This is a genomic window from Ruegeria sp. BF7, assembly GCF_056538605.1.
Map to the genome: position 1 here is coordinate 56,500 of NZ_JBQFTM010000012.1, position 14,376 is coordinate 70,875.

16 protein-coding genes are annotated in these 14,376 nt (G+C 55.7%); 3 read left to right on the forward strand and 13 right to left on the reverse strand.

Going from position 1 to position 14,376, the window contains the following annotated elements; all coding sequences use genetic code 11:
• Positions 1–14 precede the first annotated feature (14 nt).
• Positions 15–1,160: an alpha-hydroxy acid oxidase gene (locus ACR0IK_RS18810; protein WP_480642738.1), complete on the forward strand. Its 1,146-nt coding sequence runs from the start codon at positions 15–17 to the stop codon at positions 1,158–1,160.
• A gap of 24 nt (positions 1,161–1,184) precedes the next feature.
• Here the strand turns inward: ACR0IK_RS18810 and ACR0IK_RS18815 are convergent, their stop codons facing one another.
• From ACR0IK_RS18815 to ACR0IK_RS18875, 13 genes are all read right to left on the reverse strand, one after another.
• Positions 1,185–1,598, reverse strand: a complete 414-nt coding sequence (locus ACR0IK_RS18815) for a methylglyoxal synthase (protein ID WP_480642739.1) — start codon at positions 1,596–1,598, stop codon at positions 1,185–1,187.
• Positions 1,579–2,097, reverse strand: coding sequence for a 2,4'-dihydroxyacetophenone dioxygenase family protein (locus ACR0IK_RS18820; protein WP_170347546.1), 519 nt, complete (start codon positions 2,095–2,097; stop codon positions 1,579–1,581). Before ACR0IK_RS18820 ends, ACR0IK_RS18815 begins: the two co-directional genes overlap by 20 nt.
• A 9-nt stretch (positions 2,098–2,106) precedes the next feature.
• On the reverse strand, positions 2,107–2,808 hold the full coding sequence (locus tag ACR0IK_RS18825) for an SDR family NAD(P)-dependent oxidoreductase (protein ID WP_480642740.1): 702 nt from the start codon (positions 2,806–2,808) through the stop codon (positions 2,107–2,109).
• Entirely contained in the window at positions 2,805–3,431 is a 627-nt protein-coding gene (locus ACR0IK_RS18830) for a 2-dehydro-3-deoxy-6-phosphogalactonate aldolase (protein ID WP_480642742.1), read from the reverse strand. The genes ACR0IK_RS18825 and ACR0IK_RS18830 overlap by 4 nt, the downstream gene beginning before the upstream one ends.
• Positions 3,428–4,348 (reverse strand): 2-dehydro-3-deoxygalactonokinase, encoded by a 921-nt coding sequence (locus ACR0IK_RS18835; protein WP_480642743.1) that lies wholly within the window; start codon positions 4,346–4,348, stop codon positions 3,428–3,430. Before ACR0IK_RS18835 ends, ACR0IK_RS18830 begins: the two co-directional genes overlap by 4 nt.
• Positions 4,329–5,018, reverse strand: a complete 690-nt coding sequence (locus ACR0IK_RS18840; RefSeq protein WP_108861947.1) for an RraA family protein — start codon at positions 5,016–5,018, stop codon at positions 4,329–4,331. The genes ACR0IK_RS18835 and ACR0IK_RS18840 overlap by 20 nt, the downstream gene beginning before the upstream one ends.
• A gap of 12 nt (positions 5,019–5,030) precedes the next feature.
• Positions 5,031–6,062, reverse strand: a complete 1,032-nt coding sequence (locus ACR0IK_RS18845) for a C-terminal binding protein (RefSeq protein WP_480642744.1) — start codon at positions 6,060–6,062, stop codon at positions 5,031–5,033.
• A complete protein-coding gene (locus ACR0IK_RS18850) occupies positions 6,055–6,549 on the reverse strand; it encodes a lactoylglutathione lyase family protein (protein WP_480642745.1) in 495 nt (164 codons plus the stop codon). The genes ACR0IK_RS18845 and ACR0IK_RS18850 overlap by 8 nt, the downstream gene beginning before the upstream one ends.
• A 22-nt stretch (positions 6,550–6,571) precedes the next feature.
• On the reverse strand, positions 6,572–7,360 hold the full coding sequence (locus ACR0IK_RS18855; RefSeq protein ID WP_480642746.1) for an SDR family NAD(P)-dependent oxidoreductase: 789 nt from the start codon (positions 7,358–7,360) through the stop codon (positions 6,572–6,574).
• Position 7,361: 1 nt separating this feature from the next.
• Positions 7,362–8,363: an ABC transporter permease gene (locus ACR0IK_RS18860; RefSeq protein WP_480642747.1), complete on the reverse strand. Its 1,002-nt coding sequence runs from the start codon at positions 8,361–8,363 to the stop codon at positions 7,362–7,364.
• Positions 8,360–9,883, reverse strand: coding sequence for a sugar ABC transporter ATP-binding protein (locus ACR0IK_RS18865; protein WP_480642748.1), 1,524 nt, complete (start codon positions 9,881–9,883; stop codon positions 8,360–8,362). The genes ACR0IK_RS18860 and ACR0IK_RS18865 overlap by 4 nt, the downstream gene beginning before the upstream one ends.
• 84 nt (positions 9,884–9,967) lie before the next feature.
• Positions 9,968–11,002 carry a sugar ABC transporter substrate-binding protein gene (locus tag ACR0IK_RS18870; RefSeq protein WP_480562651.1) on the reverse strand — a complete coding sequence of 345 codons (1,035 nt, stop codon included), beginning with the start codon at positions 11,000–11,002 and terminating at the stop codon, positions 9,968–9,970.
• Positions 11,003–11,028: 26 nt separating this feature from the next.
• Positions 11,029–11,898: an SMP-30/gluconolactonase/LRE family protein gene (locus ACR0IK_RS18875; protein ID WP_480642749.1), complete on the reverse strand. Its 870-nt coding sequence runs from the start codon at positions 11,896–11,898 to the stop codon at positions 11,029–11,031.
• Positions 11,899–12,003: 105 nt separating this feature from the next.
• Here ACR0IK_RS18875 and ACR0IK_RS18880 point away from each other — a divergent pair, with 105 nt between their 5' ends.
• Together ACR0IK_RS18880 and ACR0IK_RS18885 are read left to right on the forward strand one after the other, a co-directional pair.
• Entirely contained in the window at positions 12,004–12,675 is a 672-nt protein-coding gene (locus ACR0IK_RS18880) for a GntR family transcriptional regulator (protein WP_480642750.1), read from the forward strand.
• Positions 12,676–12,822: 147 nt separating this feature from the next.
• Positions 12,823–14,376: a sugar ABC transporter ATP-binding protein gene (locus ACR0IK_RS18885; RefSeq protein ID WP_480642802.1), complete on the forward strand. Its 1,554-nt coding sequence runs from the start codon at positions 12,823–12,825 to the stop codon at positions 14,374–14,376.

Sequence of the window (14,376 nt, forward strand, 5' to 3'; positions counted from 1 at the left end):
AACAGAGGACCCGGATGGATCTGGACCTATCCCACCCGTCGATAGAAGACCTTCGGAAAACCGCACAAAAGCGCATTCCGAAGTTTGCCTTCGAATACCTCGACAGCGCGACCGGCCGAGAGCTGGGATTGAAGGTCAACCGGGACGCACTTGATGCCATCGGGTTCATGCCGCGTGTACTATGCGGCCGAACAAAGGCCGACCTGCAGACTACATTGATGGGTCAAACTTACGATCTGCCATTCGGGATAGCACCGGTAGGCATGTCCGGCCTGATGTGGGCAGGAGCAGAGCGGATGCTTGCAAAGGCAGCGGTTGCTCACAACATTCCGTTTTCGCTGTCGAGCGTTGCGGTTGCTTCACCGGAAGATGTGGCACCTTACATTGGCAAAAACGGATGGTTTCAGCATTACCCGGTAAAGTCCGGCGATTTGCGCCGCGCGATGCTGCCGAGGATAAAGGCAGCGGGATTTCATACGCTGATTATCACGGTGGACGTTCCAGAAGAGAGCCGGCGCGAACGACAGCGCCGTGCCAATCTGACGGTGCCTCCAAAAGCTGACCTGCGCACGCTGACTGAAATGGCATCACGACCCGCCTGGTGCCTTGCACATCTGCGCGAGGGCATCATGCCACGTATGCGGTTCTTTGACGATTACGTCCCGACCCGCGGGCGAGAAAGCTTTACCCATGCAGGCGCTCTGATCCGTGGGATTCCAGATTGGGACTACCTGCGCGAACTGCGGCGGGAATGGGAGGGTCACCTGATCGTCAAGGGTGTCCTGCGGCCGGAGGACGCGCAAAAAATGGTGGCCGAAGGCGTGGATTGCATCTGGGTTTCAAACCACTCCGGGCGTCAATTCGAAGCCGGGCCCGCCGTGATTGACCAACTCCCGAACATCCGCGAGGCGGTCGGAACAAATGTGCCACTGATCTATGACTCTGGCGTTGCCTGGGGATTGGACGTCATGCGTGCCTTGGCGAAAGGTGCAGATTTCGTCATGGTCGGACGCGCCTTTCAATATGCCGTTGCAGCGTTCGGAGCACGAGGGATCGACCATCTCGTTCACATCTTGAAAGCTGACATTGAGGCCAATATGAGCCAGCTTGGCAGCGAAAACCTCGGCGGTCTGGCAGAGCACCTTCTGAGAACTGGCTGATCGGCGCTTGCGGCGCGTGGCGTATCACCCAGGCGCGTTGTCATCCTCGTCAATCAGCCCCTTGACGATCAGATCCGCGGTTGAGCGCGAACATGCCATTGGCAGATCATATACCGTTGCGAGACGGGTCAGAGCCTTAACGTCGACGTCATGTGGCATGGGTGAGAGAGGGTCGACAAAGAAAATCAATGCATCCAGTTTCTCTTCGCAGATCATGGCGCCGATCTGTTGGTCGCCTCCGAGTGGTCCGCTTTTCAGGCAGGTCACATCCAGTTCTGGATAGGTTTGCTTGATGTGACTGCCGGTGGTCCCTGTCGAAAAGATTTGTACTCTGGACAGGCGGGCCAATTGCTGACCCACCCATTCAACGATTTCGTCCTTTCGCGCATCATGCGCTACAAGCGCGAAACGCGGCGCATCACCGGATGAACTGTTCAACGTAATCTTCTCCAAGACCGACTTCCGCAAAGTGTTTTCGGCACAGATCAATCTTGGTAAAGACATCTTCGTAGCCAGTGACCTTGCCCCACGGATCAACATAGCACATCACGCCATTGACCTGGAAATAGGTGACCATCTCTTCGACATCGTCGGGAACGACCAAAGTATGAGTCTCACCCGGCGGCTCAAAGACATATCCCCCCTCTTCCGCAACCCAATCATGTTCCAGATAATGCCAGCGCCCTTTCAGGACGAAGCCGTGGACTGGCTGTGGATGGCGGTGCCGCGAAAGAACACCAGCTTTGCGCACTTTGAGAAGGTTCATCCAATAACCTTGCGAGCGGTTCAGGCAGAGCGGTCGGAACCAGACGTTCTCTGCCTGCGGAACCCATAGCCTGTCGTCCTCACTCATGGCGTTCGGGATCACGATCTCGTCTTGCGCATCCTTGGGAAACGGCAACTGATATGGCATTCGGGCGGTGTCATCGTCATTCATTGATTTTCCTCACATAGCGAGATAGCCGCCATCGACCGGATAGATCGATCCGGTCACAAAGCTGGCGTTTTCACTCAAAAGCCATTGCACAAGCGCACCGACTTCTTCGGGTTTCCCCCAGCGTTTCATTGGCGTACGCGCCATGATCCCCGCTGTTCGTTCAGGGTCTTCCCGAAGGCCCTGGGTCATCTCTGTCTCGATCCAACCCGGCGCGATAGCATTGACCCGGATGCCGTCTTCGGCCCAGCGACCTGCCAGCGCCTTCGTCAACTGTGCCACGCCACCCTTGGAAGCAGAATAGGCCGGCACCAAAGGTCCACCAAAGGTGCTGAGCATAGAGGCTGTATTGACGATAGCCCCACGCGTTTCCGCCAATAATGGATGCGCGGCAAGACAGCAGCGCATAGTCCCGGTCAGATTCACATCGAGTACCTTGGCAAAGACATCGATGTCGTATTCATGGCCACGCAGAAGAATACCTGCGCAGTTCACCAAGGCATCTAGACCCGTGAGTTCGCCGAATACATCATTGATGGATATCTGGTCTGTGACATCCAAGAGCCGCACCTTTATCCCGTCCTGAGGCTCGAATGCATCCAATTCGGATTGGGAGGCGGATGCGGCAATGACGGACCAACCTGCGTCAACCAACGACCGTGCAACACCCGCACCAATCCCTCGCGTACCGCCCGTAACAAGGGCCTGTTTCATCCAAGTTCCTCCAATACACTGGTGAAGGAGCGCGCGCGCCTGCCAATATCATCCAATGTATAGTTCGGTTTGAACAGCGCGGAACCCAGCCCATATCCATCTGCACCCGCGGCATGATACGACGCCATCGTATTCGGCGTTATGCCCCCTACCGCAGCGACGACTGCGTCTGCAGGCAATACGGCGCGCATTGCTGCGATGGCAGCGGGTGGCACCATTTCCGCCGGAAAAAATTTCAGGACCGATGCTCCAATATCCAACGCCGTAAAGGCCTCGGATGGGGTCATGACGCCTGGACACCAATAGAGATCCCGCGCGACAGCCGCGCGCCCGACGTCCGGGTTCATATTGGGCGACACGATGATCCGCCCGCCTGCATCAGCAACTGCCGCGACCTGATCCACAGTCAACACTGTGCCAGCGCCGACGATGGTTTGAGCGCCATGTTTCACGGCGATCTGCCCTATCGATTCCAGCGGGTCCGGTGAGTTGAGTGGCACTTCGATTATCCGAAACCCGGCATCGTAGAGTACATCAGACACCGGGCGCGCATTTTCTGGTGCCAGCCCCCGCAAAATCGCAATCAGCGGGTTCTCGGCAAGAGCTGCGGTGAGGTCAATCATCCAACCAACCCCGCAGCGCGAGCAATCAGAAAATGCCCTTTCGCAACGATATCATCTGGCGCGCGACGGCTGTCGAAACCAGCAGTTCGAAGCGCTATTTCGTATCGGTCGGACAAGTCGCTGCGTCCAACAACAGTGATCGTGCCGACGTCTTTTACTTCGCCGGTTGCCGCAGCAACTTCGGTCCCGATCAACAAGCCCGACAAGTAGTCGGCCGTAGCAACCTTTGGGATTTTGCCCATAAGAGGAAGCGTCCGGACATGAAACAGGTTGTGCAGCAGGTTCGACTCACCACTGAGGCCTGCCTTGACGCCCATCACGAATGCGTCTTCGCTGAAGGCGTCCTCCTTCATCAAAGTGCCAAGGATCGTGTGTTCTTTCAGCGCCGAAAAGATCTCACCTGTCATGTAGGTCGAAAAATCCACGATCTTCCCGTCATCAACCTGAACCCATTTGCTGTGCGTTCCCGGCATCACGAACATGCCTTCGCTCAAGCCTAGCGAAGATGCCCCGATGATTTGGGTCTCCTCGCCGCGCATCACGTCGGGTCCTCCGGCATGTTCCGTCGAAGCACCTGTCACAAAATGAATACGCGCTCCGTTGGCCGCTTCGTGCGGGACCAACGCTCGCGCAAGACCGCCAGCACCCAGCGGCATTTCGGCATATTGCGTTTCTACCCAGCCATTGCGGCTGGTGATCATGCCAGATGCCAGGATCGGCAGGTCAGCCTTGGCGACCCAAGGGCCGATGAGACGATCAAGAACCGCCTCAAAGGTTTGTCCTGCAACCTGCATGATACCTTCAGGCGACGAGACTCCATCGATCACCTCGCCCTCCGCACCAATGAGAAATGCACGGAACGATGAAGTACCCCAATCTACGCCGATCAGCGCTGGTTCAGATGCGACCGAATTCATTCAGCAGATCCTCAACGGTTTTGCCTTGGGCCACCCATTTACGGGTTTCCTCCTCACGGTCAGCTTGCTCTTGAGCAAGGCGCACGGTTTCTTCGGCAATTTCCTGTGGAACCACAACGACGCCCATAAGATCAGCTACGATGAAATCTCCGGGGTTTACGACGACGCCCCCACAGGCAATGGGCACATTAATCGAAAGTTCTTCTTTACGTTCCGAGAACATCGTGTGCGTTCCGCGCGGCGTGATCGCGCGCGTCCAGATTGGCCAGTTGATGTCTTCCAACTCATCTGTGTCGCGCCCGGTGCCATCGACGATCATACCGCGAATGCCACGGTTCTTGGCCAGACCACCCATCAAACCGCCGCAGACCGACGTTTGACGATCTCCACCCGCGTCCACAACGATCACGTCCCCGGGTTGTCCCATTTCAAGCGCTCGCAATGGGTCGACCAGGTCGCCTTTTGAAAGCTGAACCGTCACGGCCTGGCCTGTCACCTTGGCGCGGAAGGCGGGTTTGATGGCGCTGTCCATCACGCCTGTTCGGTACTGCACATCCGCAAAAATGGCAGCGGCAGAGTACGCCTCCAACACCTTGTCGAATTTTTTGAGAAGTTCCGGGTTTCTTTCAAAATCATTGAAAACCCTGAGGTCCGTGCTGACGTCTGGCATTCTAGTCTCCTGTTATGCGGTAGATACGGCCAATGCGTCGGCATTGACGGTATAGTCGGGGTTTTGCCCTGTCAGGACCTTGGCCACCTGAGTGGCCGCGGTGACCCGCGCTGCGTGTATGGATTCCTCGGAATAGTAGGCCGCATGTGGTGTTACGAGGACGTTGGGCAGTGTGAACAACGGGTTGTCATCAGGCGCCCAGTTGGCGCGCTTTGCCGGCTCTTCTTCGGGGTCGTCGAGCCCTGCAGCGGCCAGATGGCCTTCGGTCAGCGCCCGGAACAGGGCTTTATTGTCGACCGTTGGTCCGCGTCCAGTGTTCACGAGTATCGCACCGGGTTTCATGACCGAAAATTCGGCATCCGACAAAAAGTGATGCGTGTTCGGCGTCATCGGCGCCTGCATCAGGATATAGTCGGACCTTGCCAGCAATTCAGGCTTGCTCACCAGCTCGACCCCAATCTTCGCGGCGACTTCTCTTGGCAAATACGGGTCGTAAGCGATGACCGTAACTCCGAAAGATTGCGCCCGCGCGACGATGGCTTGCCCGATTTTACCCAGCGAGACGACACCCATCGTCCGCCCGCGCAACCGATAGACCGGCTGCCCGCTTTGCCACTTCCAGACCCCTGCATGAGTGGCCCGATCATAGTCGGGCAACTTGCGCGCCAGGGTCAGCCAAAGGGCAATCGCGTGATCGGCGACTTCCTCAGTGCAATAGTTTTGCACGTTGGTAACGAGGATGCCTTTTTCCGTTGCCGTACCAACATCCACGATATCTACGCCTACGCCATAACGCGCGATGACCTCGCAGTTCCGCATCCGCGTAATCGTTTCTTTTCCGATCCGTGCATATTGGTTCATCATCGCTGCGCAATGCGGCGCGACATCGAACAGGTCTTCCTGGCGCTTGGCCTGAAGCGCAATCACCTCGGCTCCTGCGGCTTCCAGGATTTCCGTCTCAACGGCAACATCACCAAAGTCGTAATCGGTTATCACGACCTTGGGTTTGTCCGTTCTGGGGGGAAAGGCGGCGCGATCAGTCATAGGCACCCGCCGAATAGGTCAATTCGTACGAGTGGCTATAGAGCTCGAAAATGTTGCCAAACGGGTCTTCCATATAGACCATGCGATAAGGCTTTTCGCTTGGGTAATACTTGCGCACTTGGCTCATGCGCTGGCGCCCGCCCAGGTCTTCGATAACCTTGATGCGGCCTTCCAGATCCTCGTCCTGTACGCAGAAATGAAACAAGCCACGCCGCCAATATTCAAACGGTCGTTCTTCTTCGACGGTCTTCGGGAACTCAAACAATTCGATGCCAACACCGTCGCCCATTGACAAGTGCGCGATACGGAAGCTTCCCCAACCTTCCCCAAACACATCGTCGCACATCTGACCGATGGCGCTTTCGTCATGCAGGATTTCAGTTGGTTCCATCAGCACGTACAGGCCGAATGCCTTGGAATAAAACTCCACGGCTTTTTCCAGGTCGGGAACTGTGATGCCGATGTGAGAGAAAGTGAGAGCGGCCATAGCAGGCTCCTCCAGTTAGAAGTTAAAGAATATTGCGAACGATGCCGCCTTCGATCCGATGCGCAGAACCATTGGAGGCTGTGCTTGCAGAGATCGTGACGATCATGCGGGCGACTTCGTCTGGTTGGACAAAGCGTTGTATGAGCGATGTGGGCTCATCTGATTTGAAGTAATTGTCGACGATCGTGTCGAGCGGCTCACCCTTTTGATCGGCGAGGCCGTCAAAATAGGCTTCGACACCTTCGGTCCAGGTTGGACCAGGCAGGATCGAGTTAACCCGGACTTTTGTCCCCTTTGTCAATTCTGCCATGCCACGTGTCAGACCTAACATGGCAGTTTTAGTGACAGAATAATGCACCATCTGAGGTAGTGGTTTCACTGCCGCTTCGCTGGCCATGTTGATGATAGATCCCTTATCCTGGCCAAGCATGTCAGGCAGGAAAATCCGGCTCATCCGAACGGCGGACAGGACATTGATGTTGAAGTAATGCATCCAGTCGTCATCCGTGAGATCCTCGAACGGTTTGACCGAAAAGATGCCAACATTGTTCACCAGAACGTCCACCGCACCGCGCGCGCGGGCAAACTCTGCCAGAGTTTCCGCATCTGTGGTTTTGGTTAAGTCGGCCGCAATGCCTTCGACCTTGCCCAGAGATGACAGGTCGTCGACGCAGTCGGACACTTCCGCCTCGGTCAGGCCATGCACGATGACCCGCGCGCCTTCTTCCAGATAGACCCGGGCAGTGGCTTTGCCGATGCCGGAACCTGAACCAGTCACCAGGACCAGCTGATTTTTGAGCCCCAGATCCATCTCAGGCCTCCTTCTTAACGTTAGATGACTGCTGCGATGAAGGGCGGCCGAACATTCGACCCATCAAGCCCGAAATTTCCGCGCGCCACATGTCTATGCCAACGGCCAACAGAATGATCAGGCCCAACACGATGTTCTGAACCGAAGATGGCGCAGCGTTTAGGTTCAAACCATTCTGGACGATAACGATTGTCATCGCCCCCATCAGCGTGGCGAGGATGTTGCCGCGTCCGCCTGCAAGGCTGGCTCCGCCGACAACAGCAGCGGCAATGGCCTGCAGTTCTAGCGTCTGGCCATAGTTGGGCGAACCAGAGTTGAGGCGCGCTGACATCAGGATCGCACCAACCGCAGTCATAAAACCCGCGATGACAAATGTCGTCGTCTGAACTTTACGTACGTTAATACCCGTCAGAACGGCAGCGGCTGGGTTACCACCCACGGCATAGATCTCACGGCCGAGTTTCGTGAAGTTCATAGTGAACGCGGCAAGGACGTAGAAGAACACGAGGTAGAAGAAAGGCATCGGAACGCCGAACAGCTTGCCGTAAAAGATTGGCTCCAGCGCCGGATCCAGCGAGAAGATCGGAGACCCATTGTTGAAGGTCAGCGCAAGGCCCCTGAAGGCAATCAACGCCGCCAATGTTGTGATGAAAGACGGGATACGCCCGTAAGCTGTTATCAGCCCAATGAACAGACCAAGCAATCCGCCCATGAGAAGAATGAGTGGCAACGCCAGAACCAGTGGAATGCCAATAAATTTCAACATCTGCGCAAGGATCATGGTCAGCAAAGCCACCATAGACCCGGAACTCAGATCGATGCCCGCAGCGAAGATCACGATAGTAGACCCGATTGCGATCAAGGCCACGATACTTACCTGTAGGGACAGGTTTGAAAGGTTACCCGGGTTCAGGAAGCGTTCCGTCGTAAGTGCCACGATCAGTGCGACGATCACCATTGCTGCAAATGGTCCGATCAACTGGGTGTCAAAGATCCGCTTCATGCGAAAGCCTCCTTAGGCTTGGATTGAGGAGTGTCGGCGGACGCGCGCACAAGGTCGTCATGAGTAAGGTCGGATGCATCGACCGTGCGCACTATCGTTCCGTGCTGCACGACGGCAATCCGATCGCTCATCGCAAGCAACTCATCATGGTCTGAACTGATCAGAATGATCGATTTTCCCACCCGCGTGAGCCTGTTAATCAGCTTGTAAACAGCGATCTTAGCGCCGATATCGATCCCTTGCGTCGGTTCATCAAGGATCAGGATGTTAGAGGCTGAGAACAGCCAACGTGCAATCACGATCTTCTGCTGATTACCACCAGACAAGAAGTTGACCGTCTTTTCCTCGGCCTGGGTCGAGATTTCCAGATCGCGGATCAGGTCATGGGTGGCTTGCTCTTCCGCCTTGAGATTCAAGACACCGAACCGGCTTAGCCCGCCAAGGGACGCTGCGGTGACGTTCCCGCTTGCGCGGAAATTGAAGAACAACCCGTCAAACTTTCGGTTCTCTGGAACAAGAGCCAAACCCGCACGGATCGCATCAATTTCCCGGCGAAAGCGAACCGGTTTGCCGTTCAGTGATATCTGCCCGGCGGTTAGCTCGTCTGTCCCGAATAGGGCGCGGGCAATCTCTGTGCGGCCACTGCCCAATACGCCACCCAAGCCCAGAACTTCACCCCGGTGCAACGAAAACGATACATCTTTCACGCCCGAATTGGTGGCCAGACCCGCCGCCTCTAGCACGATATCCTTGGTCGCGTTCTGCTCCTTGGGATAATGCTCACCAATGTCCTCACCGACCATGGCGCTGACTATCTCAGAGACGTTGATCTTGGTCTCGCCACTTGCTCGCACAACGCAGCCGTTGCGCAAGATCGTCACTTCATCAACGATCCGTTCAACCTCATCCAGCCTGTGCGACACATAAAGAATAGCGGTGCCGCGCTCACGCATATTGCGCAGTAACTGGTGCAGGCGCTCAATTTCATCTTCACCCAATGCCGCCGTCGGCTCATCCAGGATGATCATGCGGGCGTCCATCGCGACGGCTTTCGCGATCTCGACCAGTTGTTGCTCGCCTACTGATAGCGAGCCGGTGATGGTTTCGGGTAAAACATCGACATCCATTTCCGCCAAGACCCGAGCGGCCTCGTCGTGGACCTTGGCCCAGTCGATCACACCAAAGCGGGACCGAGGCATATTGCCAAGGAAGATGTTTTCGCCAACCGACAAGGTGGGCACGATCGAGAATTCCTGAAAAACTGTTGCGACACCCAATTCACGTGCCGCTTGCGGGTCGCTGATCGTGACCGGCTTGCCATTGTGCAGGATTTGACCGCTATCGGGTTGCTGCACGCCGGACAGTGTCTTGATCATGGTCGACTTGCCACAGCCATTTTCTCCCAGTAGCCCATGAATGGAACCGGGCATAAGCCGGATGCAAACCTTGTCATTCGCCAAAACCCCGGGATAGGCCTTGGTGATATCGACAAACTCCCAAAGTGGCGTTGCGGGTGTCATTGCGATTGCCTCGATAAAAGCGAAACTCGGTTGAGTTGCACCCCGGCAGCACGCGCACGCGCCACCGGGAAGCGGGGAGAAAGCTCAGTACTCTTTGGACGGCTGCGGGAAGAGCTTTTCTGGCTCTTGCAGCACGCTGATCGCACCGTCTTTGTCTTCAATTGATGTGGGCGTTTCGATCCAGCCGCCGGGATAGGACCCGTTGAGTGCATCGATGGTTGCGTGCATGGCCGCCTTACCCATCAAGAAAGGTGAGGTGTTGACGGTTGCCGTGATGTTGCCAGCCGCGATTTCTTCAAGGCCGGACGTGTCGCCATCATTGCCCAAAAGGACGATGTCACTGCGGCCAAGCGCTTTCGCCGCAAAAGATGCCCCGATGATCATGTAGTCGTTCGCCGCAAAGATCATGTCGAGATCGGGGTTCGACTGCAGGATATCCATGCCAGCTGTGTTGCCGCCTTCAACGTTCCATTTACCGTCAATAGACACCACAACGTCGAAGTTTTCGTTGCCCTCGATACCGTCGAGGAAGCCGCCCACCCGCTCGGTCGAGTGATAGCCAGGCTGCCCTTCGATGATGCCTACTTTCAACGGTTGATCACCATAAGTCTCAATGGCCCAATCAGCGATAGCATGTGTACCGTTGCGCTGAGAGTACCCGACAACGCCATGAATTGGTGTCGGGAAGTTCGGGATGTCCGAGTTGATCATCAGAACTGCCATGCCCTTGTCGACGGCCTGCTTAAGCAGTGGTGCGGCTGCAAATTCATCGTGTGTACCAAAGATGATCGCATCCACATCCTGCGTCAGCACATCCTGGATCATACCCATTTGGCCGTTGATGTCCGCGCCGGACTGGGGCGCAAGCATAAAGACTTCGACCCCGGCCTCAGCAGCAACCGCTTTGATGCCTTCACCGATGGCGATGTAGTAGTTGAACTCGGTCGCGGGCGGCATATACGCGATCCGGAACGTTTCGTTCTTGGGTTCAATCGCATCGATTGGCGCCTGTGCCCCGTCCTCAAGTGGAACCGGTGCCGGGTAGTTTTCCGCCAGAGCGACCGTTGCCAGCGTGGCGAACCCCGCGGCAAGCGTCGTGGTCATGAGCGTTTTCAACATTGTTTTCTCCTCCAGAAATTCGTTGGTTATCCGTTGAATGGCGCGTCGATCACGCCACGAACGCCGGGTTTCACAGCAAAGAGGCCGCCGGATTCCGGTTCTTTTGTTAAAGCTGCTCCGTCACTCATCAGCCTTGAGGTCGTGATGAAGAGCGTATCGAGATCAGGGCCACCGAAAGCGCAACAGGTAGGCTTCCAGACCGGCACCTCGATCACGCGATCTATCGTGCCGTCGGGTGCGACGCGAATAACGCGATGGCCTTCCCATTCGGCGTTCCAAACACCGCCTTCGGCATCGACGCAGGACCCATCGGGCAAGCCAGGTTCATCCTTGAAAGAAACGTGCTGCCGACGGTTCGAAACGGCTCCACTGTCAGCATCGTAGTCGAACGCCACGATTTCGCGATCCGGGGTATCGGCAAAGAACATCGTGGCACCGTCCGGCGTGAAGCAAGTCGAATTGGCGCAAGACACCTCTTCTATGATCGTTTGTACGCTCAAATCCGTATCGACACAGATGACTGACGAATCGGCCTTACCTGAAACTTCGTTCATGCCTCCAACAATCAGTCGCCCCTGGCGATCGGTTCGCCCATCGTTCAGCCGTGTCTCCGGGTTGTTCGGCTCAAATCGCGTCACGAGGGTTTCCTCGCTCTTGGGTGAATCGAACAAGACAACTCGATCCGCATAAGCAACGATCAGACCGCCAGACGCGCGCGGCGCAAAGCAACACACGCGCTCCGGCATCTCATGAGATGCGGTTTCTGAGGTTGCAGGATCAAATGACCAAAGCGCACAGCCTTCAATGTCGGTCCACCAGACAAGACCATCGGCGGGATTCCAGAAAATCCCTTCCCCGTGCTGGTTCTTGCAATCGACGACCAACTCTACGTGCACTTTTGATCTCCTCAGCACTTTCTGATATCTGATATACCAGCTTGCCTAATCTGGTGTATCAGATATCTTACATCTGGCAACACCTTTTTTTGGAGATATCCTCAGATGGCGCTTGAGAGACCCAAGTCTTTGCGTGAACTCGCACTGGAACATTTGCGGAATAGTATTATCGATGGCTCCCTGAAAATGGGTCAGGTTTTGTCGGAGCGAAAAATCTCCGAAGAGCTGGGCGTATCGAAATCGCCAGTCCGCGAAGCACTCGCTCAATTACGTGACGAAGGGTTAGTCAGTATCGAGCCTCAAAAAGGTGCACGCGTGTTTTCGCTGTCTGAGCCGGAAGTGACTCAGATCTGCGATTTCAGACAGGCTATCGAAACTGCCGCCTTTGAACTTGCGTTGTTGCGGAACCCGGAAGGTCTTGCCGACGACATGCAGCGTGTCGTGAAGGACATGGAGAAGGAACGCAGGCGAGGTAATGAAAAGGGCTACCTTTCACTGGATACCGCATTTCATCAGTTGATTTTTGAACATGCCGGTAACGATTATCTGACGGCCAGCTATACACGCTACATCGGTAAGATTGCCGCATTGCGAACCCATTTGGCGAAGCTGCCACAGCATACTGAGCTCTCCTTCGACGAGCATTCGAAAATCGCTATTGCCGTTCGCGAAGGCGACATGGCCAAAATCAAATCTCTTCTCACAGCGCATATTGACCGCACCAGACAAGCCTACAAGAGCGCCGCCATCGTCCTCGAAGGAGCGACCGCATCCTAGCAGAAACGTAGCTTCGTTGTGACGGGGGCGGGCCAAAACGGCGCCGCCCCTTCCTTTTGGGCACCTCACGGTCTTTTCTTTTTCAGTTGACATCTGAGATATCAGATGCCAATCAAAAGGCAGGAGGAGACTTGTATGACGCCAATAATGAAGCCTGACTCACCGGGGCCACAGCCACTGATCCAGCTGGATCGGGTTGGCAAAAGCTTCGGGACGAACATTGTGTTGGACGGTGTCGACTTTGAATTGAGGCCCGGCGAAGTTCACGCGCTTTGTGGTGAAAACGGCGCCGGAAAATCCACCTGTCTCGGCCTGTTTTATGGGCTTCACCAACCTTCAGCTGGGCGTATCCTGTGCGACGGCAAGGAACAGCGGGTCGAAAGCCCGTCGCATGCGCAATCCCTGGGCATCGGCTGTGTTTTCCAAGAGCTCAGCCTCGCTGGCGCTCTCTCTGTTGCGGAAAACATCTACGCGGGCCGCGTACCCACCCGGTTCGGCGTAGTTGATTGGCCCGAACTGCGCCGCCGAGCGGAGGCGTTGCTGGCGGAATTCGGTCTGGATATCGACGTCTCAACACCCGTGGAAAACTTGCCGATCAGCTCCCGCCAGATTGTTGAAATCGCCAAGGCTCTGTCGTTGAATTCCCGCGTCCTTTTGCTGGATGAACCGACATCGGCATTGGCACCCGACGAAGTAGACGCATTATTCGAAGTCCTAAAGTCCCTGACAAAAAAAGGGATTGGCATCGTCTATGTCAGCCACCATATGGCCGAGATTTTCCAGATCTCGGATCGCATTACTGTTTTGCGAGATGGGCGCCACATCAGCACTTTACCGGTTTCGGAAACTTCTCAGGAACAAGTCGTTGCCGAGATGATCGGCGGCGCTCACCCCGGTGATGTCACGCGGTCAGGTAAGGTTAACGGCGAAGAGGTTTTGCATGTCCAAGAATTAACCCATCCAGGTGAATTCGAAGACATTTCTTTCTCCATTAAAGCCGGAGAGATTGTAGGGATGGCAGGGTTGATGGGCGCTCGCCGCAGCGAGATTGTTCGGTCGATTGTCGGGCTGATGCGTGGCGCGACCGGGGAGATCAGACTTCACGGCACGCCTGTTAACTTTGCGTCCTTGCGGCAAGCGATGCGTGCTGGGGTCGGGTTTGTTCCCGAAGAACGCAAGACTGAAGGCCTCTTTCTGGAACAATCACTCAGCGACAACCTGATCGCGGCCAGTCTTTCCGATCATGCGTCTGTTGGGTTCATGCTTTCGGGCTCGATCAAAGCAGCCAGCCAAACAGCCATTGACGCCTTCAGTGTCAAAACCAGCGGGATTAACGAACTTGTTGGTGATCTCTCAGGGGGCAATCAGCAAAAGATTATGTTGGCCAAGTGGCTCAAACGCGCGCCAGCTCTTCTGATCATTGAGGAGCCCACAAAAGGGGTCGATGTCGGAGCCAAATTCCAAATTCACACGGAACTTTTGCGTCGAGCAGCCGAGGGAATGGCCATCCTCGTCGTGTCATCCGATTTTCCCGAACTTGTCTCTCTCTCGACCCGCATCCTTGTCGTCCACGACGGTCGCCTCATGGGAGACATCGCAGCCGCTGAGGCAACCGAAACCACGCTTCTTCAAATGGCCGCCGGAAATTCCGTTCCAATTGTGGACGCACCCCAAACCAATCAATCAGGAGTCGCGACGTGA